Origin of the sequence: Rhizobium sp. 62_C5_N11_2 (assembly GCF_051811185.1) — a bacterium.
GTDB classification, from domain to species: domain Bacteria; phylum Pseudomonadota; class Alphaproteobacteria; order Rhizobiales; family Rhizobiaceae; genus Rhizobium; species Rhizobium leguminosarum.
On the sequence record NZ_JBPWPW010000001.1, the window covers coordinates 101,973 to 121,093 of the forward strand.

Consider the following 19,121-nt stretch of genomic DNA (forward strand, 5'->3'; position numbering starts at 1 on the left):
GATGCCGGGCCGGAATGGCTGAGAACAAGCGGACGGAGACCACGGAAGGCAGGCGGGAACGCAAGCGTCGGCAGACGCGCGAGCGCATCGAAAACGCTGCGATGACCCTCTTTCTCCAGCGCGGCTTCGACGCCACGACCATCGAGGACATCACCGAAGCGGCCGATGTCTCCAAGCGTAGTTTCTTCGATTATTTCCCCTCCAAGGAAGAGGTGGTTTTCGCTTGGCAGGATAGCTTTGCCGATCGGCTGATGGCGGCAATCGCCGCGAGGCCTGCAGATGAATCTTCCGTCGAGGCGGTCGAGGCGGCAATCACCGCAACCGTCATCGCCTCCGTCGACGAGCGCGGCCTGGCGCTTGGCGAACTCATCCGTTGCACGCCGGCGCTGAAAGCCCGCGACCAGCTGAAATACGCCAAGCTCGAACAGAAGCTCGCCGAGGCGCTGCTGCTGCGCAGAGGAAATGATCCAGAGCAGCGGTCGCGCATGCGCCTCCTTGCGGCGATCGTCATCGGTGCGCTGCGCGTCGGTGGCGAACTCTGGCAGCAACGCCCGCCGGGCGCCTCGCCGCAGGATTTCGCCCGGGAGATCTTCGCCGACCTCTGGAAGATGCTGGCGGAGTTCGGCGACCAGGCGAAGACCAGGCTTTGACGTACGTCGCCTGAGGATCAGCGTGCACGCCCGCGCACCAGTGGCCGGTAATGTTTTCATCGCCGTCACTGTTATCCCCGCGGTGCCATCCTATATCTGCAAGCGTCGCAGCGACCACATTCTCATTTATCATCTCGATGGGCGGGTCATCACCATGCCAGCATCACTTTCGATCAGGGCAGGCATTCGCGTCCGAAGACGTCTCCAAAAGCCCAGGCATCTCCGACCATTCCACCGACTTTCAATGATCTATTGACCAAGAGAGGAAAGACCATGTCCAGTTACACCGCAGCCAACTACAACGCAGCGAAGTCAGGCACCTTCAAGATCGGCGGCGAGATCGAGGTCAACCGTCTCGGTTTCGGCGCCATGCGCGTCACCGGCAAGGGCATCTGGGGCGAACCGGCCGATCATGCCGAATCCATCCGCACGCTGAAGCGCCTGCCGGAACTCGGCGTCAACTTCATCGATACGGCTGATTCCTACGGCCCCGATGTCTCCGAATGGCTGATCAAGGAAGCGCTGCATCCCTATGGCGGCAAGTCGATCATCGCCACCAAGGGCGGCCTGACCCGCCACGGTCCCGATATCTGGCTGCCCGTCGGCCGTCCGGAATATCTGATCCAGCAGGCGCATAAGAGCCTGCGCAATCTTGGGCTCGAGCAGATCGATCTCTGGCAGCTTCATAGGATCGATCAGAAGGTGCCGGCCAAGGAACAGTTCGATGCGATCAAATCGCTGCTCGATAGCGGCCTCATCCGCCATGCGGGTCTGAGCGAAGTGTCCGTTCCCGACATTGAAGCCGCCTCGAAGTACTTCAAGGTCGCGACCGTCCAGAACCGCTACAATCTCGTCGATCGCACCAGCGAGGACGTGCTCGATTACTGCGCCAAGCATAATATCGGCTTCATCCCATGGTACCCGCTGGCCGCCGGCGACCTCGCCAAGCCGGGCTCGCTGCTCGATACGATCGCCAAAAAGCACAATGCCGCGCCAAGCCAGATCGCGCTCGCCTGGGTGCTGAAACGCAGCCCGGTCATGCTGCCGATCCCCGGCACCTCCAAGGTCAAGCATCTCGAGGAAAACGTCGCAGCCGTCGACATCACCCTCTCGAGCGAGGAATTCTCCGCCCTCGACGCCGAAGGCCGGAAGCTCTTTAAGGCGGCTTGACGGGCGCTGACAGCTGCCCCTGACCCTAACCTTGCCGGGTCGAGCCACTCGTCTCGACCCCGGTTGGTGCCGGCAGGCGGATGCGGGGCAAGCCATCGGCGATCCGCGAGGCCGCAATTTTCGGCATAATTTTGACCATCCGGTCAAACATGCTGCAAAATGAGGCGGTGACCTGTTATTTTGAGGGCAAGCATTGCGTCCAGTGCATTGCTGCATTGCGGTATTTTCGCTATTCCGAATCAAAAGAATTGGGTATCACTATCTTCGTAAGCAGCGCACTCCTCCTCCCAGCGCTCTTACATCGGACTGACAACACTCCTCCTCCCAGTTGTCAGTCAGGATCAAGAGCCCGGCGCACCTCCTCCCGCGTCGGGCTTTTTTCTTTTCCTGCAAGTCTGTTTTCTCCCAAGTCGAATCGATCAATTGCCAATACGGGCAACGCCGCTTTTGCCGTTGTCCCGGGTCCATTTGACCTTGTTGGCGCCGGCGCGTTCGAGTTCGAAGCACATCGGCTTGCCCTTGTTCCAGCTCTGGAATTTCTGGCAGAGGCGGTTGGCGTCGATCCACCATTGGCCGGTATCGCTTGGCTTGACATAGCGGCCGAGACCGATCGCCTGGCCGTTGCCGTCGACCTTGCCGGAAGAACGGAAGATCAGCGGCAGTTCACCGCCAAGCGGTGTGGAGAGGTAGACCGTCTTGCCGATGATGTCGCGGCGGATGTCGGCCTCGCCGAGCGTCTCCGTCGAACCCAGAGAAGGCATCAGCATCAATGTCGATAAGCCTGTGATCGCGAGCAACTTCATCACCCTGATCCATCGATTGAATGTGATCGGACAAAACGCCGTGGACAGCCGAAAGTTTCAGGCGCAATTCCAGCAAAAGCGCGCAGCGGTTCTCACAGGAAAGCTCTTTTCCACCTCCCGCGGTTTGACTCGGCAAGCCTCGTCGGACTATTTGAACGGGCGCCGCCTGTCCGGTGCGTGAACCGATTGGAGTTTGGTCATGATCGGCAAAAGGCGCGCCCCGCGCGCGGCCCTGACAGGTCTTCTCGTTGCAACGATGGTGCTCGCCGGCTGCGGCGGCAGGCCGGTCGGTGTCATGCAGGCGGCCGGCACCGTCGCTCCGGGCACCTCCAAGGTCGATCTTCTCGTCGCCACGACACGCGCTGCCGACGACAATCCCGCCGTGCTTTTCTCCGGTGAGCGCGGCACTGGCCTCGCCGTCAATGCCGTCGACGTCTCCATTCCGCCGGAAGCCAATCGCAAGGTCGGCCAAGTGCAATGGCCAAGCCGCCTGCCGGCCAATCCGCTGCGCGATTTCGTCACCATTTCCGTCGATCCCCTGGAGGGCGAGCGGGCCGGCGAGACCTGGCTGAAGACCCATATGCCGAAGAGCCGCCGCGTGCTGGTCTTCGTCCACGGCTTCAACAATCGTTATGAGGATGCCGTCTACCGCTTCGCGCAGATCGTCCACGATTCGCATGCCGACGTCGCCCCGGTCGTCTTCACCTGGCCGTCGCGCGGCAGCATCTTCGATTATAATTACGACAAGGAAAGCACCAACTATTCCCGCGACGCGCTGGAGGAATTGTTGACCCGCACCGCCGCCAATCCTGCTGTCAGCGACGTCACCATCATGGCCCATTCGATGGGCACCTGGCTCACCGTCGAAGCGTTGCGGCAAATGGCGATCCGCAATGGTCATGTCGCCGCCAAGATCAACAATGTCATCCTCGCTTCGCCGGATCTCGATGTCGATGTCTTCGGCCGCCAGTTCGCGAGCCTCGGCAAGGAAAGGCCGCATTTCACCATCTTCGTCTCGCAGGACGACCGGGCTCTGGCGCTGTCGCGGCGCATCTCCGGCAATGTCGACCGGCTCGGCCAGATCGATCCCTCCGTCGAACCCTATCGCAGCAAGCTTGAGGCGGCCGGCATCACCGTGCTTGACCTCACCAAGCTCAAGGGCGGCGACCGGCTGAATCACGGCAAGTTCGCCGAAAGCCCCGAGGTGGTGAAGCTGATCGGCGACCGCCTGATTGCCGGCCAGGCGATCACCGATTCCAATGTCGGGCTCGGCGAGGCCGTCGGCGCCGTGGCGATGGGCGCTGCCCAGACCGCCGGAAGTGCCGTCAGCGTCGCCGTCAGCACGCCGATTGCGATCTTCGATCCGCGCACCCGGCGCAACTACGATGCCCAGCTGAAGCGTCTCGGCCAGTCGATGAACAACACCGTCGGTTCGGTCGGCGACAGCGTCGGTGCCAGCCTGCCGGAAAGCCAGTAAAAATTCCACAAAGCAATTCCAGCAAAAGTGCACAGCGGTTTTGCGTTTCGGAATTGCGAAAACCAAAGAAGATAGGGAATTTCCCGTAATTCGGAGAAAACGGAAATTCTCTAGGCATCGCATCTTGATGTGATATATCAGGCTACGACGGCAATTCTGTCTGCCGTGCGATGGGTTGATGGCATGGCGGATGAGATGAAGAAGAGGGTAGCGGTCGTCGGCGCGGGCGTGATCGGCGCCTCGATCGCTTTCGAACTGCAGCGGCGCGGCCTTGAGGTGACGCTGATCGACAAGGGCGAGCCGGGACGCGGCACCTCTTTCGGCAATATGGCGAGCATCGCGCTGGATTTTGCCGCCGGCTCCGGCCCTTCGACCTGGAAGAAGATCCCCGGCTGGCTGCTCGATCCGGAAGGCCCGGTCTGGCTGCGGCCCTCCTATGCCGCCAGGATGCTGCCCTGGTTCCTGCGCTTCCTCGCCGCCGGCCGGCCCTCGCGGCTGAGAGCGATCGAGGATGCCGGCATGAGCCTGTCCAACCGCGCGCTCGGCGATTTCAGGCAGATGCTCCAGGCGATCGGCGCACCCGAATTGATGACCGAGGAAGGTTGCCTGGCGATCTACGAGACCGAGGCGGAATTTGCCGCCGATCGCGGCCATCTCGCCATGATGCAGCGCTACGGCCTCGAATTCGAGGTTTTGAGCAACGGCGCCATCCAATATTACGAACCCACCCTGTCACCGGCGATCGCCAAAGCCGTGCTGCTTCCCGACAACAAGTCGATCCGCGACCCCTACAAGCTGGTGGTGAAACTCACCGACGCCGCCAAGGCCGCGGGCACGACCTTCGTCTCCGGCACTGTGCGGAATATCGAGCGCAGGGGCGATGGCACGGCCGTTGTTCTCCTCGAGGATGGCAGGCGGATCGAGGCCGATTCGGTGGTGCTTGCCGCCGGCGTCCACACCCGTTTCCTTGCCGAAAAGCTCGGCGAGCCGATCCCGCTCGAAACCGAGCGTGGCTATCACACGCAGATCATGAAGCCCGGCATCTCCATGCGTTATTCGGTGATCTGGCCGCATCGCGCCTTCATGGTGACGCCGACGGCGGGCGGCATCCGTGTCGGCGGCAATGTCGAGCTCGCCGGTCTCGATGCCGCGCCGGATTTCCGCCGTCCGCGGGTGCTGGTGCGCCATGCCCAGCGCGCGCTGCCCGGCCTGAAGGTCGAGGAGACGACGGAATGGATGGGTCATCGTCCGGCGCTGCCCGATACGATCCCGATCATTTCGCCGTCGTCGAAAATGCCCGGCGTCTTTTATGCGACCGGCCACGGCCATCTCGGCCTGACCTTTTCGGCAACGACAGCGCTCGTGATCGCCGATATGGTGACCGGGCTCAAACCATCCCTCGATGTGACCCCGTTCCGCATAGACCGCTATTAGGAGGCCCCGATGTCCGATACCAGCAAACCCGTAGCGCTGATCACCGGCGGCGGCCGCGGCATGGGCGAGGCGATCGCCCGCGAGCTCTCCGCCCAGGGCTATCAGTTGGCGCTGATGTCGCCGTCGGAAAGCTGTGAGAAGCTGGCGGCCGAACTCGGCGGCGTCGCCTCGCGCGGCGTTGCCGAAAAGGCCGAGGATCTCAAGGCGATCTTCGACCTGACGATGAAGACCTATGGCCGCATCGACGCCGTCGTCAACCTGAGCGGTCACCCGCCGAAGGGCGACCTGCTCGATATTTCAGACGAGAACTGGACGCTCGGTTCCGACATGATGATCCTGTCGCTGGTGCGCATGGCCCGCCTGGTGACGCCGGTCATGCTGAAACAGGGCAAGGGCGCCTTCGTCAACATCACCACCTTCGCGGCCTACGAGCCGTCGCTGGTCTTCCCGGTTTCCTGCACCTATCGTGCCGCTGCCGGCGCCTTCACCAAGCTCTATTCCGATCGTTATGCGGCCGACAATATCCGCATGAACTGCATACTGCCGGGCTATATCGACAGTCTGAACCACAAGCCCGAGACCGCCGAGAAGGTCCCGATGAAGCGCATCGGCCATGTGGAGGAGATCGCCAAGACCGCTGCCTTCCTGCTCTCCGACGGCGCCGGTTACATCACCGGCCAGAATATTCGCGTCGATGGCGGCGTCACCCGTCACGTCTGATCTGGAGTTTTCGATATGAGATGGAAGCGCACGATCCAGTTGCTGGATGTCCACGCCGAAGGTGAGATCGGCCGCGTCGCGATCGGCGGCGTGCCAAAAATCCCGGGCGATACCATTGCCGCCCAGCTGCATTGGCTGAACACCGATCCGAAGGGTGATGAGCTCCGCCGCTTCCTTTGCCTGGAGCCGCGCGGCGCGCCGATCGGCTCGGTCAACCTGCTGCTGCCGGCACGGCACCCGGAGGCCGACGCCGCCTTCATCATCCTGCAGCCCGACCAGGCGCATGCGAGTTCCGGCTCGAACTCGATCTGCGTCACCACGGCCTTGCTCGAATCCGGCATCGTCGAGATGAAAGAGCCGGAGACGATCGTCACCCTCGAAACCGCCGCCGGCCTGGTCAAGGCGACGGCGACCTGCCGCGACGGGCGCTGCGAAAAGGTCAGGCTCACCATGGTGCCCTCCTTCGTGCATGAGCTCGATGTCGGGATCGACACGCCGCATTGGGGAAAGATCAAGGCCGACATCAGCTACGGCGGCATCTTCTATGCGCTGGTCGATGTCGGCCAGATCGGTCTGACGATCGAGAAGGCCAATGCCGCCGGCCTCGTCCAGGCCGGCATGATCCTCAAGGAGCTGATCAACCGCGGCATCAAGGTCGTCCATCCCGAGATCCCGGCGATCTCGGGCGTCGCCTATGTCATGTTCCGCGATACCGAAGCCGACGGCACGGTGCGCACCTGCACCACCATGTGGCCGGGCCGCGCCGACCGCTCGCCCTGCGGCACCGGCAACTCCGCCAATCTCGCCACCCTTTATGCGCGCGGCAAGGCCAAGGTCGGCGACGTCTTCACCTCGAAATCGATCATCGGTTCCGAATTCGAGGTCGGCCTCCAGGCAGTGACCGAGGTGGCCGGCCGCCCCGCCGTCATCCCCACCATCACCGGCCGCGGCTTCACCTTCGGCCTGACCCAGGTAGCCCTCGACCCCTTTGACCCGCATCCGAACGGTTTTGCGCTGACGGATGTCTGGGGACCGTCGGCGGGAGAGATTTGAGCGTTCAGGGCGGGATGCCGGAACTGTGAGGCGGGTTCCTGACGGTTCGCGCCGATGGCTGCCCCTCACCCTAACCCTCTCCCCGTAAACGGGGCGAGGGGACGTACCCTGCGACAGGCCAGTGGGGAACGGAGAGGTCGCGACATGTCCCCTTCGCCCCGTTTACGGGGAGAAGGTGGCGGCAGCCGGATGAGGGGCAGCGGTGCGCTCCAACGATCCTGCGAAGCCTCCGCGACCGACTGCCTAGAGGTTATGCATGATCGGCGTAAGTCTGCCTGCGCTCAGCATCCCCGGTTCGAGTGTCCCAACCCAGCATGGCCAGCTCGGCCACGGCCTCCAGTTCGCCACGGGTCGCTCCGTCGCGGGCCAGGATCGACATGCCATTCTGAACGGTCTGCACGAAGCGGGCAAGCGCGTGGACGTCGGTCGAGACCGGAATTTCGCCTGCTGATATCGCCTGGTTCAGGCGCAGCTTCAGGCGGTCGAGCGTGACAGCGCGGGCGGCTCGCACGAGTTCGCCGAGTTCCACATGGCCCTCGCTGCCGACCGAAGAGAGCGCCACCATGCAGCCGCGGGGAATATCCACGACACAGCCGGTCAGGGCAGCGGCCGAATCCATCAGAAGCGACATCACCGCTTCACGGGCCGTGCCCGCGGAGAGGAAGCCTGCCCAGACGAGCGCCTCGTTGTTGTCGCGATAGTGGCGCAACGCCTCGGCATAGAGCGCCTCCTTCGAGCCGAATGCCGCGTAAAGACTCGGCGATCCGATCCCCATCGCCTCGGTGAGGTCGGCGATCGAGGTCGCCTCGAAGCCCTTGATCCAGAACAGGCGGGTTGCCCGCGCCAAGGCTGTTTCCCGATCGAACGCCCGCGGCCGCCCGCGACTGCGGGCAGGGGTTTTATCGACTTCCGAGATCTCATCCGATTTTTGCATCGATCATTATATAAACCCATTGACACCCCATCGCAACGTGCCTAGCTATTTATATGTCGATCACTACAGAAAGAGAAGATCATGACAGAACTGGCTGGAAAGCGTGCCCTGGTAACAGGCGGCTCGCGTGGCATCGGTGCCGCCATCGCATTGGCGCTTGCCGACAAAGGCGCTGATGTCGCCATCACTTATGAGCGTTCGGCCGATCGCGCCGCCGAAATCGTCCGGGCGATCGAGCGCAAGGGCCGCAAAGCGCTTGCCATCCAGGCCGACAGCGCCGATCCGGCAGCCGTGAAGCGCTCGGTCGAGGAGGCGGCCCAGGCACTTGGCGGTCTCGATATTCTCGTCAACAATGCCGCAATCGCGCTTTACGGTGCGATCGCCGACGTCAGCGTCGAGCAGATCGATGCGCTGCTGGACGTCAATGTGCGGTCGCCCTTGCTCGCTTCGCAGGCCGCGATTCCCTATCTGCAGGCGGGAGGCCGCGTCATCACGATCGGCTCAGTCGGCGCCGAACGCATCGTCGGTGACACCGGTACGGTCTATTTCATGACAAAATCCGCGCTCCACTCGTTTACCCGCGGCCTCGCGCGGGAACTCGGATCTCGCGATATCACCGTAAACCTCGTCCAGCCGGGTTCGACCGACACCGATATGAATCCCGCCGACGGCGACTTCGCCGACTTCCAGCGTGCCCTCATCCCACTTGGCCGTTATGGCGAGCCGGAAGATGTGGCGGCCGCTGTGGCTTTCCTCGCAAGCCCTGCTGCAAGGCACATCACCGGAACCATTCTCACAGTGGATGGCGGCCTGAACACCTGAATCGGAGGTGTGGCTTCCGGCCCTGAAAAGACAGGCGGACCGACAGATGTCGGCCCTTCTTTCTCACTTATGCGCTAGCCGGACGGGGTGACGGCCAGGATCGTGTCGGAGAGCCTGTGGCCGGGCGTGGGGGTCGCGTGCAATGCGCGCTCCGCGTAGCTGTGCAGCAGCGCAGGGTCGTCGATCACATGTGCCGGGACGGCGTAGTAGCGGCGAACCGTCACCTCCCTCCCGGCAGCGCGGTAGCTGAACGGTTCGGAGCCATCTGCCTCGAACTCCACGCGCATCGCTTCGTCGACGCGGAGATACAGCGTGCCCTTCATGACGAACCCGAACTGCGCGCCGTTTCGGACCAGGGCGGATCCGCCGAAGAAGCGCCTGATATCGATGCAGCCGGCTGGGGCGATCTGGCTGGCAAAGTCGAGCGCCAGCCCGCGTGTCGCCTCGCTAGTCATGGTGCTGCTCCGCCAGAAGATCGAAGAAGCCGGTGATCGCGCCGAACCGGCCATCGGAAATCACCCCGAAACTCGTGCCGGTCTGCAAGACCCTCTCGTCTTCGTGGCGCAGTGCCCAGCGCGCCAGAGAACGGTCATTATGGTGGAGAACGCTCAATATCTTGAACCGGCCTCCCGGCATGCTCTCCTTGAAGCCGGCCATATAAGCCGAGAGACCGGCGCGCCCCGCGATCGCTCCATTCGGGTCGCAATAGGTCACCTCGTCAGCGAGGCAAGCCAGCATTTCCGGCTCGCGAGCGTCAGCGTTCAGCGACCAGATGGCTGCATATCGATTCCACAGGGCCTCAGGTGTCATGACATCGTCTCCAGTTGATTGAATTCATCTTCTATCGCCTGCCGCAGGCCGGCCTTGTCATCGCCGCCGCGAATGAGCACGAGAAGGCCCTGATAGAAGGCCAGAAGGCGGGTGGCTGTCCTGTTCGCCTTGGCTCCGTCACCGTCTCGAACGATGGTCGGCACTTCGGTCAGCCTCGAGCGGAATGTGGTACGAAGGAGGCCGAGCGCCGCTTCGACACGGGGATGCGGATTGACGCCGCCGCCGAATTCCACCGCCATATTGGTGATCAGGCAGCCAAGGGAGCCATCGTCGGGCTCATGCAGGAGCGTGAGGAACAATTCGCGCAACCCTTGAAGCCCGCTTCCTGGCGGCGCAAACCGCTCGATGCGTCCCTCCAGCACCGTTCGGTGGTAATGTTCGAACGCTGCGTCGAAGAGGCCGGCCTTGTCGCCGAAGGCGTGATAGATGCTTCCACCCTTGAGCCCCGTCGCCTCCTCGAGGTCTCGGATTGATGCAGCTTGATAGCCCTGCTTGCGAAAGATGTGCATCGCCCCCGTCAGCACCGCCTGCTCATCGAATTCCCGCGTTCGGCCCATTGTCGCTCCGATTCTTTATCAATTGTTCTAGAATGACTGATAAAGAATCCAAACGCAACTGCCTCAGTGACTTTCGGCGAAATTCTCGCGGGCCGACCTAGGTCATCCCAAGCGCGTGGGTATCCATCGCTTAAGGTTTAGGATGATGTTTCGGTGGAATGGCCGGTCGGCCAGGTGGACGGCGCTTGTTCGACGACAGACTCCAGCATCTCCAGGCTGAACCCGACATACCGCGGCCCCCATCAACCGCGCTGCAAAACTCTGGCGCTGACCTGGCCTGTGGCAAGATTCTCGGCCGGCGCTGGCCTGCCAAGCAGATACCCTTGGCCGATGTCGCAACCCAGGTCCTGAAGCCGCTGAAGCTGGCTCTCCTCTTCGATACCCTCGGCCGTTATCGTCACGCCAAGTCCCACACCGAGAGCGATGATCGCCTTGATGACCTTGTCTTGCTTGTCATTGGTCTCGAATGAAGAGACGAAACTCCTGTCTATCTTGATCTTGTCGAACCGGTAGTTGGATAGTTGTGAGAGGCTGGAATATCCTGTTCCAAAGTCGTCGAGAGCAATCCTGACCCCCGCATTCACCAGATCGTCGAGGACGATTCGTGCGGTGACTGCGTCCTGGATGATGGCGCTCTCCGTCACCTCCAGCTCGACCCTGTGCGCGGGCAGACCGACATCGCCCAATATCTTGAGAATTCGCAGGCCCAGCAGTCGGTCGCTCAGTTGGATCGGAGACAGGTTGAATGACAGGACGAGCTCATTTGGCCAGGAAAGCGCATCGGTGCAGGCGTGGCGAAGCAGTTGGTCTGTCAATTCGACGATCAGACCGGCTTCCTCTGCCACAGGAATGAATTCGTTCGGTGGGATGAATTCGCCGGAGGCCGTCTTCCAGCGCGCCAGCGCCTCGAAGCCGATAATCCTATTCGTCTTCAGGTCTACGAGAGGTTGATAGTAGGGAACGATCTCAGCCTTCTTGATGGCTGCTCTCAGATCCGCTTCCACTCGAATCCGTTTCGCCAACTCGTCCTGCATCGAAGCCACGAAGGGCTTCACCAGATTGCGCCCCTGCTTTTTCGCCACATACATCGCACAGTCGGAATGTCGAATGACTTGACTGAGGTCATCGCCGTTCTCCGGAAAAAGCGCGAAGCCGACACTGGCGCCGAGGTCGACGGCGACACCATTGAATGTGAACGGCTTGCCGATCACGGTCACTATGCGGTTCCCCAACGCGACAAGATCGGGATTTCCAGTGTGCCGCGCCAGAACAACGAACTCGTCTCCGCCAAGGCGGAAAACGTGCTCGCGGGGAAAGAGGGAAGAGAGCCGCTGGGCAACAGTCTTCAGCACCGCATCCCCGTGATCGTGCCCGAGGAGATCATTGATCTTCTTGAAGCCGTCGAGATCGATGCTGAACACGGCGTAGGTTTCTTGTGCCCTTTGATCGGTCATCGCCTGTGCGCATACGGAATCCAGAAACCTGCGGTTAGGCAGTTCGGTCAGCGTGTCGTGACAGGCGATCCAGTCAACGTTCTTTTCGGCCTGCAGCCTGCGATTGACCTCCCTCGAAAGATCCCGGATCCTCAGCGCGGAATAAATCAGCCCGAGAAACCCGGAGATATTGAGGGCGAGGAGCGCGTGGTCCAGCGGATAGTCATGATGCTTTTCGATGAATCCATCCAGCCCTTCATGCCATTGGAAGAGCCAAGACAGGCAGAAGAGAAGCAGGAAGATCGCGAGCCAGGCAACGATCTCCATCTGCGGTCTGGTTGGTTGGATGCGAGGCATATGAACAGGCTCCTGTTGTGTGAAGAGCCGTCATGGCCAGTTTGCTACGCTCGTATCAGCGAATGCCGACGACGGATGGCGCAACTTCACGGCATCGGCGATCCTACGCCGTGATCGAAGACCGCCTCAATTCATTCGGGCGGAATTAAGAGGGCCGGTATCGCAATGGCTGATGAAGCCGCGCAGCACCGACAAATCCCAAAGATCGTGCGCTTGGTAGGTTAATGGTGGGTTGCCTTTACGAAGGCACGGGAGTTTCGCTGCGCACAATGGATATCTTTGCCGTAAATCGGATGAGGATTCGGTTCCTGTCCATCGGTCGCGCATCCCGGAGCCGATCAACCTGCCAGCATCGTATCCGCCAGGCTGTAGCAGTGGCTCGCCTGATAGGCGTTCCGGCCCCGGTTCATGTGCGTCACATTGAAAGTCCGAATGGCGCGCAAGATGCGGCGCTCCGCGAGGAATTTGCGGATCGAGGCCGAGCCCCGCACATTGATGCCGAAAATGTCCTCGCCGCGCGGAAAAAAGTAACCGACGTCTTCGGGCGTCGTGACGCAGTGCTCGAGAAAAGCCTCGTCCACGTCGCCCTGCGCGGGTGAATGGTCGGTGGTGAAATGCGAAAGATGCACCAGGAATCGTGCACGCAGCCCTTCGCCGTCGGCGTAGAGCGTGAAAAGCTCCATCCAGCTCGCATTAACGCGGACGAGCGGCTTGTCGGAAGTCGAGGGCAGACAGGAAACTGACCAGTAGTGACGCTCGGTCTTGCGCGGGATGGGGATGCAGGTCTGCCCGTATACCCCGAGAATTTCCAGAACGTCTTGCGCCTGCGGGCGACGAAGCAGCTTCTGGAACCGCGCGACGTACTTGAACCGCTGTTCCAGGGACTCCAGACGCTCTTCGGCGTCGATCAAGTCCGCCTCGCCTTCTATCCAATCCCGCTGCTGCTCAGGATCCAGAAACTTGCGCAGGCCGGTGGTGCTGCGACGAGGGGTCGTGCTTATGTCAGGTGCCATGCGAGATCCGTCTTCTCATCGCTTCACCGGCCTGATCCCGCGACGTCGACTCTTGGTGGTGAGGCGCCGTTCGCAGCCGAGCGGTTTGCCGGCGCGGTGGACCAACGCACCGGCCGCACAATAACATCCATCGAACGAATGGCGAAGACTGCCCTTCAGCCGGCCCGAAAGCCAAAGCCTGCCAACGACCAAACCGCTGCGCACTTTTGCCGGAATTGTTCTAGTAAACGAACGGATCGACCCCGGCCGCCGCATGGGTGCCCGGCTCTTTCGGATAGATCACGCCCTTGCGCAGGATGATGTTGGCATAGAGCCTGGGCTCGCCGGTCTGGATCACCGCATGGGCGGTCTTCACCCGGCCGTAGAAATCCTGGCCAATCAGCGGCACCACCTGCCGATGCGGCTCGTGGCGGGCGCAGCAGTCGATCATCTCCTCATGCACGGGATCGAGCTTGTCGCGCTCGGCCTTGACGGTCGAGCGGAAGATCGCCTCCGCCACGAAATCGTCGATCGGCAGCACGCTGAGCACGGCATTGAGGACCGGGATGAGGTGGTGGCCGTCGAGCCGGATCAGCCGGCGGGCATGTTCGACGCCCGGATAATTGCCGTCGACGATGGCGATCTCGTCGCCGTGGCCCATGGCGCGAAGCGTAAAAAGCAGCTCCGGGCTCAACAGCGGATCAAGTCCTTTCAGCATGGTCTACCTCCTTGAAGAGTACGTTCTGGTCGGTGAGGTAACGCGCGAATATCGGCAGGCTGGCGCCGCCGATGGCGCGCGCCTGGGCGCCGACCGCGCCCTCGATGATTTCGGGCATGACGACGCCCTGCAGGTCGAGCTTGGCAGCTTCGTCGATCGTGGCCTGCACCACGCGGCTGCGCACCCAATCGGGAAAGCCGCCGTCGATGACAGCCGCGCTGAAATCGACGATCGAGGCCGCTGCAACGATCGCCTGCGCCAGCGCCTTGGCGCTATCCTGGATCCAGGCTTCCATCGGTTCGCCGAAATCCACCCAGCCGTCGGCCGAATACCACAGCGGCTCGGGATCGATGCCCCGCTCGCGCAGCATGTTTTCGAGCACGAAAATCGAGGCGATTTCAAGTAGCTGCATCGTCTCGCCGTTCTTGCCGCGCACAGGCAGCGGCCCGATCGCGCCTGCCGTGCCGGTGCGGCCGGAAAAGATCGCCGAATTCAGGACGATGCCGCCGCCGATGAAGGAGCCGATGAAGAAATAGACGAAATCCGGATAGGACGGTCCGACGCCGAAGACGAGTTCGGCGCCGCAGGCGCTGGTCGCATCGTTCTGCATGAAGACCGGATGGGAGACGCGCGCGGCGATGTCGGCCTGCAGGTCGACGTCGCGCCAGACCTCCATGGCGCCCGGCGGCGCACCCACCTCTTCGGCCCAGTTCCAGAGCTCGAAGGGGGCGGCGATGCCGAGGCCGGCGATGCGGCCGCGCTGCTTGTCGTCGAGCCGGTCTTCCAGCTCCCGGATGCCTGAGGTGACGAAGGCGAGGATTTCATCCGGCAGCGGATAGGCATAGGTCCGGTGCAGCTGCATGCGGATGCGGCCGACGAAATCCATCAACACCAGATCGGCGCTGCGCCGGCCCATCTTCAAACCGAAGGAATAGACGGCATCGGGATTGATATGCATCGGGATCGACGGCTGGCCGACACGGCCGCGCACCGGTTCCCCGCGCGACAGCAGCCCTTCCTTCTCCAGCACCCGCATGATGACGGAGACGGTCTGCGCCGACAGCCCGCTGCGGCGCGCGATATCGGCCTTCGACAGCGCGCCGTAGAGACGCACCAGCGACAGCACGAGCCGTTCGTTATAGGCTCGCACCCTGACCTGGTTCGCACCTCCGGCCGGATTCAGAATTGGTGGCGGGACCGGTGTGTGTTCCGGTCCTTCCAAGGACGACATGGCCGCTCCTCCCGATTGTTGGCCTATGCCCTAATTCGATTGAGCATGCCACATCGAATTAATAATTCAATTGGATTTATTTATTGACAAGCCGATTTCTTTTCGCTCTTAATTGCCGTCGTCAAGGGCACGGGACCGCTGGGAGGCATTAGCGATCCACGGCGAAGTGCTATATCTTAAATTCCGGCCCCGCAGGGGCGGCGCCGGCAAACTCTGGGAGGAGTTCCATGAAGAAATCTGTTCTCGCTTTCGGCGCGCTCGCGCTTGGTGTCACCTTTTCCGCTCCTGTCATGGCGGCTGATGTTGCTGCCTGCCTCATCACCAAGACCGACACCAACCCCTTCTTCGTCAAGATGAAGGAAGGTGCGACCGCCAAGGCCAAGGAACTCGGCGTCTCGCTGAAGTCCTATGCCGGCAAGGTCGACGGTGACAGCGAAAGCCAGGTGGCCGCGATCGAAAGCTGCATTGCCGACGGCGCAAAGGGCATCCTGATTGCTGCTTCCGACACCAAGGGCATCGTGTCTTCGGTCAAGAAGGCCCGTGATGCCGGCCTGCTGGTCATCGCTCTCGACACACCGCTCGAGCCGGCCGATGCCGCCGACGCCACCTTCGCCACCGACAACCTGCTCGCCGGCAAGCTGATCGGCCAGTGGGCCAAGGAAACGATGGGCGACAAGGCCAAGGATGCCAAGGTCGGCTTCCTCGACCTGACCCCGTCGCAGCCGACGGTCGACGTTCTGCGCGACCAGGGCTTCATGATGGGCTTCGGCATCGATCCGAAGGATCCGAACAAGATCGGCGACGAGGACGATGCTCGTATCGTCGGTCATGACGTGACCAACGGCAATGAAGAAGGCGGCCGCAAGGCCATGGAAAACCTTCTGCAGAAGGATCCGAGCATCAACGTCATCCACACGATCAATGAGCCGGCCGCTGTCGGCGCCTATCAGGCGCTGAAGGCCGTCGGCATGGAAAAGAACGTGCTGATCGTCTCGGTCGACGGCGGTTGCCCGGGCGTGAAGTCGGTCAAGGAAGGCGTCATCGGCGCCACCTCGCAGCAATATCCGCTGATGATGGCAGCCCTTGGCGTCGAAGCGATCAAGAAGTTCGCCGACAGCGGTGAAAAGCCGAAGCCGACCGAAGGCAAGTCCTTCTACGACACCGGCGTCTCGCTCGTCACCGACAAGCCGGTCTCCGGCGTCAAGTCGATCGACACCAAGGAAGGCACGGACAAGTGCTGGGGCTGAGCCCCGATTGCTGAAAGCAGAGCGGCCGGGGCTTGATCCCCGGCCGTTTTCGACGGACGATGTGCCGTCGCCTCACGAACCGGCTAATCAAAGACCGGATGGATATCGGTGACGGCCCCCGCGCGAGTTCGGCGCGCGGATGCGGAGGAGGAACCATGACCGGAACACAGGAATTCGAACGTGTCCTCGACGGCAGCGACAAGAGCGTTGCCTCCTTCGAGCACGAGAAAGTCTCGCTGATCAAGCGCGCGCAGCATTTTCTGCACTCGACGCCGGCCGCCGTGCCGCTGATCGTGCTGGTGCTGGCAATCATCATCTTCGGGATCACCATCGGCGGACGGTTCTTCTCGTCCTATACGCTGACGCTGATCCTGCAGCAGATCGCCATCGTCGGTATTCTCGGCGCCGCCCAGACGCTGGTCATCCTGACCGCCGGCATCGATCTTTCGATCGGCGTCATCATGGTGATCTCGGCGGTCATCATGGGCAATGTCGCGATCACCTACGGCATACCGACGCCGATCGCGGTCGCAGCCGGCATGCTTGTCGGCGGCCTTTGCGGATTGCTGAACGGCTTCCTCGTCGCCTACATGAAACTGCCGCCCTTCATCGTCACGCTCGGCACCTGGAATATCGTCATGGCGACGAATTTCATCTATTCCGCCAATGAGACGATCCGCGATACCGACGTCGACGAAAAGGCGCCGCTGCTGCATCTTTTCGCCGTGAGCTTCAAGCTCGGCAGCGCCGTGCTCACCCTCGGCGTCATCGCCATGGTGCTGCTCGTCTTGGTGCTCTGGTATGTCCTCAATCACACCGCCTGGGGCCGGCATGTCTATGCCGTCGGCGACGATCCGGAGGCAGCCAAGCTCTCGGGCATTCAGACCAAGAAGGTGCTGCTGACCGTTTATGCCATATCAGGCGTCATTGCCGGCTTGGCCGCCTGGGTCTCGATCGGACGCAACGGCTCGATCTCTCCGTCTTCGGCCGTCACCGATTTTAACCTCCAAGCGATCACCGCGACTGTGATCGGCGGCATCTCGCTGTTCGGCGGCCGCGGCTCCATTCTCGGCACGCTCTTCGGTGCCATGATCGTCGGCGTCGTCTCTATGGGCCTCAACATGCTCGGCGCCGACCCGCAATGGAAAGTCCTTTTGACAGGCGTGCTGATCATCGCCGCCGTCGCCATCGATCAGTGGATCAGAAAGGTTTCGGTGTAATCATGGCTCGCGAACCCCTTCTCACCGCCCGCGGTCTCGTCAAGCGTTATGGCCGCGTGACCGCGCTCGACAATGCCGATTTCGACCTCTATCCGGGTGAAATTCTCGCCGTCATCGGCGATAACGGCGCCGGCAAGTCCTCGCTGATTAAGGCGATATCGGGAGCTGTCACCCCGGACGAGGGGGTGATTACCCTCGAAGGCCGACAGGTGCAGTTCCGCTCGCCGATGGAAGCGCGCGAGGCCGGCATCGAGACCGTCTATCAGAATCTCGCTTTGTCGCCGGCGCTTTCGATCGCCGACAACATGTTCCTCGGCCGCGAGATCCGCAAACCGGGCGTGCTCGGCTCCATGTTCCGCATGCTCGACCGGCCGGCCATGGAAAAGCTGGCGCGCAACAAGCTGTCCGAACTCGGCCTGATGACCATCCAGAACATCAACCAGGCGGTGGAAACGCTCTCCGGCGGTCAGCGCCAGGGTGTCGCGGTTGCCCGCGCCGCCGCCTTCGGCTCGAAGGTCATCATCATGGACGAACCGACGGCAGCCCTTGGCGTCAAGGAAAGCCGCCGCGTGCTGGAACTGATCCTCGATGTCAGGGCCCGCGGCCTGCCGATCGTGCTGATCTCCCACAACATGCCGCATGTCTTCGAAGTGGCCGACCGGATCCATATCCACCGTCTCGGCCGGCGGCTGACGGTGATCGATCCGAAGGAATACACCATGTCCGACGCCGTCGCCTTCATGACCGGCGCCAAGGCGGTGCCGACGGAGCCCGTCGCGGCATGACGGCACGCATCGACGAAATCGCCGGCGCAGTTCTTGACCGCGCCGGCCATTCCAAACGTTTCCTGGTCGCCATCGCCGGACCGCCGGGTGCCGGCAAATCCACCATGGCCGACAATCTGGCGGAAGCGTTGAAAGCCAGGGGCGAAAGTGCCGAAGTCCTGCCGATGGATGGCTTCCACATGGACAACGCCATCCTGATCGAACGCGGCCTGCTGGCGCGCAAGGGGATCCCCGAGACCTTCGATGTCCGCGGTTTCCTCGATATCATCCGCGCCGTCAGGCTGGCCGATCAGGAGGTTCTGGTGCCGGTCTTCGACCGCTCGCGTGAACTCGCCATTGCCTCGGCCCGCCCTGTTTCCCCCGATCACCGTTTCATCATCGTCGAGGGCAATTATCTGCTGTTTTCGCTGGGCAAATGGGCCGAACTCGAAGGTGTCTTCGACTTTTCGATCATGCTGGCGCCGCCGATCGAGGTGCTCGAGGAGAGGCTGTGGGCGCGCTGGCGCGGTTATAAGCTCACCGAAGAGGCCGCCAGCGCCAAGGTCTACGGCAATGACCTGCCGAACGGCCGGCTGATCCTCGAAAACCGCCGCCCGGCCGATGTGACGCTGGAGATCGCGCTGGCGTGATGCCGCGCGACATTCACGAAAAAAAGAGCTAAAGCGCGTCGCATGATTCAATTTCAAT

The 19,121-nt window shown here is 62.0% G+C and carries 20 protein-coding genes; 11 read left to right on the top strand and 9 right to left on the bottom strand.

Features of this window, described 5'->3' with window-relative positions; all coding sequences use genetic code 11:
- Positions 1–14 precede the first annotated feature (14 nt).
- Both AB8B31_RS00555 and AB8B31_RS00560 read left to right on the top strand, forming a co-directional pair.
- Positions 15–650 (top strand): TetR family transcriptional regulator, encoded by a 636-nt coding sequence (locus tag AB8B31_RS00555; RefSeq protein WP_065275876.1) that lies wholly within the window; start codon positions 15–17, stop codon positions 648–650.
- Positions 651–923: 273 nt separating this feature from the next.
- Positions 924–1,820 (top strand): aldo/keto reductase, encoded by an 897-nt coding sequence (locus tag AB8B31_RS00560; RefSeq protein WP_115157055.1) that lies wholly within the window; start codon positions 924–926, stop codon positions 1,818–1,820.
- 419 nt (positions 1,821–2,239) lie between these two features.
- On the opposite strand, the gene AB8B31_RS00565 is transcribed toward AB8B31_RS00560, so the two are convergent.
- Positions 2,240–2,623, bottom strand: a complete 384-nt coding sequence (locus AB8B31_RS00565; RefSeq protein ID WP_026188599.1) for a hypothetical protein — start codon at positions 2,621–2,623, stop codon at positions 2,240–2,242.
- Positions 2,624–2,822: 199 nt separating this feature from the next.
- Between AB8B31_RS00565 and AB8B31_RS00570 the strand changes: the two genes are divergently transcribed.
- The 4 genes from AB8B31_RS00570 (at position 2,823) to AB8B31_RS00585 (ending at position 7,307) form a co-directional block, all read left to right on the top strand.
- On the top strand, positions 2,823–4,100 hold the full coding sequence (locus AB8B31_RS00570; RefSeq protein ID WP_065275873.1) for an alpha/beta hydrolase: 1,278 nt from the start codon (positions 2,823–2,825) through the stop codon (positions 4,098–4,100).
- 183 nt (positions 4,101–4,283) lie between these two features.
- A complete protein-coding gene (locus tag AB8B31_RS00575; protein ID WP_065275872.1) occupies positions 4,284–5,534 on the top strand; it encodes an NAD(P)/FAD-dependent oxidoreductase in 1,251 nt (416 codons plus the stop codon).
- A 9-nt stretch (positions 5,535–5,543) separates the two neighbouring features.
- Entirely contained in the window at positions 5,544–6,254 is a 711-nt protein-coding gene (locus AB8B31_RS00580) for an SDR family oxidoreductase (RefSeq protein WP_027681937.1), read from the top strand.
- A gap of 15 nt (positions 6,255–6,269) precedes the next feature.
- A complete protein-coding gene (locus AB8B31_RS00585) occupies positions 6,270–7,307 on the top strand; it encodes a 4-hydroxyproline epimerase (protein ID WP_065275871.1) in 1,038 nt (345 codons plus the stop codon).
- Between the two features lie 250 nt (positions 7,308–7,557).
- Here the strand turns inward: AB8B31_RS00585 and AB8B31_RS00590 are convergent, their stop codons facing one another.
- Entirely contained in the window at positions 7,558–8,241 is a 684-nt protein-coding gene (locus tag AB8B31_RS00590) for a TetR/AcrR family transcriptional regulator (RefSeq protein ID WP_065275870.1), read from the bottom strand.
- Positions 8,242–8,322: 81 nt separating this feature from the next.
- On the opposite strand from AB8B31_RS00590, the gene AB8B31_RS00595 reads away from it, so the two are divergent.
- Positions 8,323–9,063, top strand: a complete 741-nt coding sequence (locus tag AB8B31_RS00595) for an SDR family NAD(P)-dependent oxidoreductase (protein ID WP_047617156.1) — start codon at positions 8,323–8,325, stop codon at positions 9,061–9,063.
- Positions 9,064–9,137: 74 nt separating this feature from the next.
- Here AB8B31_RS00595 and AB8B31_RS00600 read toward each other — a convergent pair whose 3' ends face one another.
- The 7 genes from AB8B31_RS00600 to AB8B31_RS00630 form a co-directional block, all read right to left on the bottom strand.
- Positions 9,138–9,518 carry a TfoX/Sxy family protein gene (locus AB8B31_RS00600; protein ID WP_065275869.1) on the bottom strand — a complete coding sequence of 127 codons (381 nt, stop codon included), beginning with the start codon at positions 9,516–9,518 and terminating at the stop codon, positions 9,138–9,140.
- A complete protein-coding gene (locus AB8B31_RS00605) occupies positions 9,511–9,873 on the bottom strand; it encodes a nuclear transport factor 2 family protein (RefSeq protein ID WP_065275868.1) in 363 nt (120 codons plus the stop codon). The genes AB8B31_RS00600 and AB8B31_RS00605 overlap by 8 nt, the downstream gene beginning before the upstream one ends.
- The gene (locus AB8B31_RS00610) at positions 9,870–10,451 is read right to left on the bottom strand and encodes a TetR/AcrR family transcriptional regulator (RefSeq protein WP_065275867.1); all 582 of its coding nucleotides are present in this window, start codon (positions 10,449–10,451) and stop codon (positions 9,870–9,872) included. The genes AB8B31_RS00605 and AB8B31_RS00610 overlap by 4 nt, the downstream gene beginning before the upstream one ends.
- Positions 10,452–10,693: 242 nt before the next feature.
- Positions 10,694–12,241 carry a putative bifunctional diguanylate cyclase/phosphodiesterase gene (locus tag AB8B31_RS00615; RefSeq protein WP_065275866.1) on the bottom strand — a complete coding sequence of 516 codons (1,548 nt, stop codon included), beginning with the start codon at positions 12,239–12,241 and terminating at the stop codon, positions 10,694–10,696.
- Positions 12,242–12,579: 338 nt separating this feature from the next.
- Positions 12,580–13,254: a hypothetical protein gene (locus tag AB8B31_RS00620; protein WP_065275865.1), complete on the bottom strand. Its 675-nt coding sequence runs from the start codon at positions 13,252–13,254 to the stop codon at positions 12,580–12,582.
- A gap of 220 nt (positions 13,255–13,474) precedes the next feature.
- Entirely contained in the window at positions 13,475–13,951 is a 477-nt protein-coding gene (locus tag AB8B31_RS00625; protein ID WP_018485575.1) for an RbsD/FucU family protein, read from the bottom strand.
- Positions 13,935–15,182 carry an ROK family transcriptional regulator gene (locus AB8B31_RS00630; RefSeq protein WP_018447702.1) on the bottom strand — a complete coding sequence of 416 codons (1,248 nt, stop codon included), beginning with the start codon at positions 15,180–15,182 and terminating at the stop codon, positions 13,935–13,937. Before AB8B31_RS00630 ends, AB8B31_RS00625 begins: the two co-directional genes overlap by 17 nt.
- A gap of 227 nt (positions 15,183–15,409) precedes the next feature.
- Between AB8B31_RS00630 and AB8B31_RS00635 the strand changes: the two genes are divergently transcribed.
- The 4 genes from AB8B31_RS00635 (at position 15,410) to AB8B31_RS00650 (ending at position 19,063) form a co-directional block, all read left to right on the top strand.
- Positions 15,410–16,429: a sugar ABC transporter substrate-binding protein gene (locus AB8B31_RS00635; protein WP_003556143.1), complete on the top strand. Its 1,020-nt coding sequence runs from the start codon at positions 15,410–15,412 to the stop codon at positions 16,427–16,429.
- Positions 16,430–16,584: 155 nt separating this feature from the next.
- Positions 16,585–17,649, top strand: coding sequence for an ABC transporter permease (locus tag AB8B31_RS00640; RefSeq protein ID WP_065275864.1), 1,065 nt, complete (start codon positions 16,585–16,587; stop codon positions 17,647–17,649).
- A gap of 2 nt (positions 17,650–17,651) precedes the next feature.
- Positions 17,652–18,434 (top strand): ATP-binding cassette domain-containing protein, encoded by a 783-nt coding sequence (locus AB8B31_RS00645; RefSeq protein ID WP_018244589.1) that lies wholly within the window; start codon positions 17,652–17,654, stop codon positions 18,432–18,434.
- The gene (locus AB8B31_RS00650) at positions 18,431–19,063 is read left to right on the top strand and encodes a nucleoside triphosphate hydrolase (protein ID WP_018447701.1); all 633 of its coding nucleotides are present in this window, start codon (positions 18,431–18,433) and stop codon (positions 19,061–19,063) included. Before AB8B31_RS00645 ends, AB8B31_RS00650 begins: the two co-directional genes overlap by 4 nt.
- Positions 19,064–19,121 lie beyond the last annotated feature (58 nt).

Bases quoted from the DNA above. Each gene is read 5' to 3' on its own strand.
- AB8B31_RS00555 (WP_065275876.1), top strand. From the start codon at position 15: ATGGCTGAGAACAAGCGGACGGAGACCACGGAAGGCAGGCGGGAACGC.
- AB8B31_RS00560 (WP_115157055.1), top strand. From the start codon at position 924: ATGTCCAGTTACACCGCAGCCAACTACAACGCAGCGAAGTCAGGCACC.
- AB8B31_RS00565 (WP_026188599.1), bottom strand. From the start codon at position 2,623: ATGAAGTTGCTCGCGATCACAGGCTTATCGACATTGATGCTGATGCCT.
- AB8B31_RS00570 (WP_065275873.1), top strand. From the start codon at position 2,823: ATGATCGGCAAAAGGCGCGCCCCGCGCGCGGCCCTGACAGGTCTTCTC.
- AB8B31_RS00575 (WP_065275872.1), top strand. From the start codon at position 4,284: ATGGCGGATGAGATGAAGAAGAGGGTAGCGGTCGTCGGCGCGGGCGTG.
- AB8B31_RS00580 (WP_027681937.1), top strand. From the start codon at position 5,544: ATGTCCGATACCAGCAAACCCGTAGCGCTGATCACCGGCGGCGGCCGC.
- AB8B31_RS00585 (WP_065275871.1), top strand. From the start codon at position 6,270: ATGAGATGGAAGCGCACGATCCAGTTGCTGGATGTCCACGCCGAAGGT.
- AB8B31_RS00590 (WP_065275870.1), bottom strand. From the start codon at position 8,241: ATGCAAAAATCGGATGAGATCTCGGAAGTCGATAAAACCCCTGCCCGC.
- AB8B31_RS00595 (WP_047617156.1), top strand. From the start codon at position 8,323: ATGACAGAACTGGCTGGAAAGCGTGCCCTGGTAACAGGCGGCTCGCGT.
- AB8B31_RS00600 (WP_065275869.1), bottom strand. From the start codon at position 9,518: ATGACTAGCGAGGCGACACGCGGGCTGGCGCTCGACTTTGCCAGCCAG.
- AB8B31_RS00605 (WP_065275868.1), bottom strand. From the start codon at position 9,873: ATGACACCTGAGGCCCTGTGGAATCGATATGCAGCCATCTGGTCGCTG.
- AB8B31_RS00610 (WP_065275867.1), bottom strand. From the start codon at position 10,451: ATGGGCCGAACGCGGGAATTCGATGAGCAGGCGGTGCTGACGGGGGCG.
- AB8B31_RS00615 (WP_065275866.1), bottom strand. From the start codon at position 12,241: ATGCCTCGCATCCAACCAACCAGACCGCAGATGGAGATCGTTGCCTGG.
- AB8B31_RS00620 (WP_065275865.1), bottom strand. From the start codon at position 13,254: ATGGCACCTGACATAAGCACGACCCCTCGTCGCAGCACCACCGGCCTG.
- AB8B31_RS00625 (WP_018485575.1), bottom strand. From the start codon at position 13,951: ATGCTGAAAGGACTTGATCCGCTGTTGAGCCCGGAGCTGCTTTTTACG.
- AB8B31_RS00630 (WP_018447702.1), bottom strand. From the start codon at position 15,182: ATGTCGTCCTTGGAAGGACCGGAACACACACCGGTCCCGCCACCAATT.
- AB8B31_RS00635 (WP_003556143.1), top strand. From the start codon at position 15,410: ATGAAGAAATCTGTTCTCGCTTTCGGCGCGCTCGCGCTTGGTGTCACC.
- AB8B31_RS00640 (WP_065275864.1), top strand. From the start codon at position 16,585: ATGACCGGAACACAGGAATTCGAACGTGTCCTCGACGGCAGCGACAAG.
- AB8B31_RS00645 (WP_018244589.1), top strand. From the start codon at position 17,652: ATGGCTCGCGAACCCCTTCTCACCGCCCGCGGTCTCGTCAAGCGTTAT.
- AB8B31_RS00650 (WP_018447701.1), top strand. From the start codon at position 18,431: ATGACGGCACGCATCGACGAAATCGCCGGCGCAGTTCTTGACCGCGCC.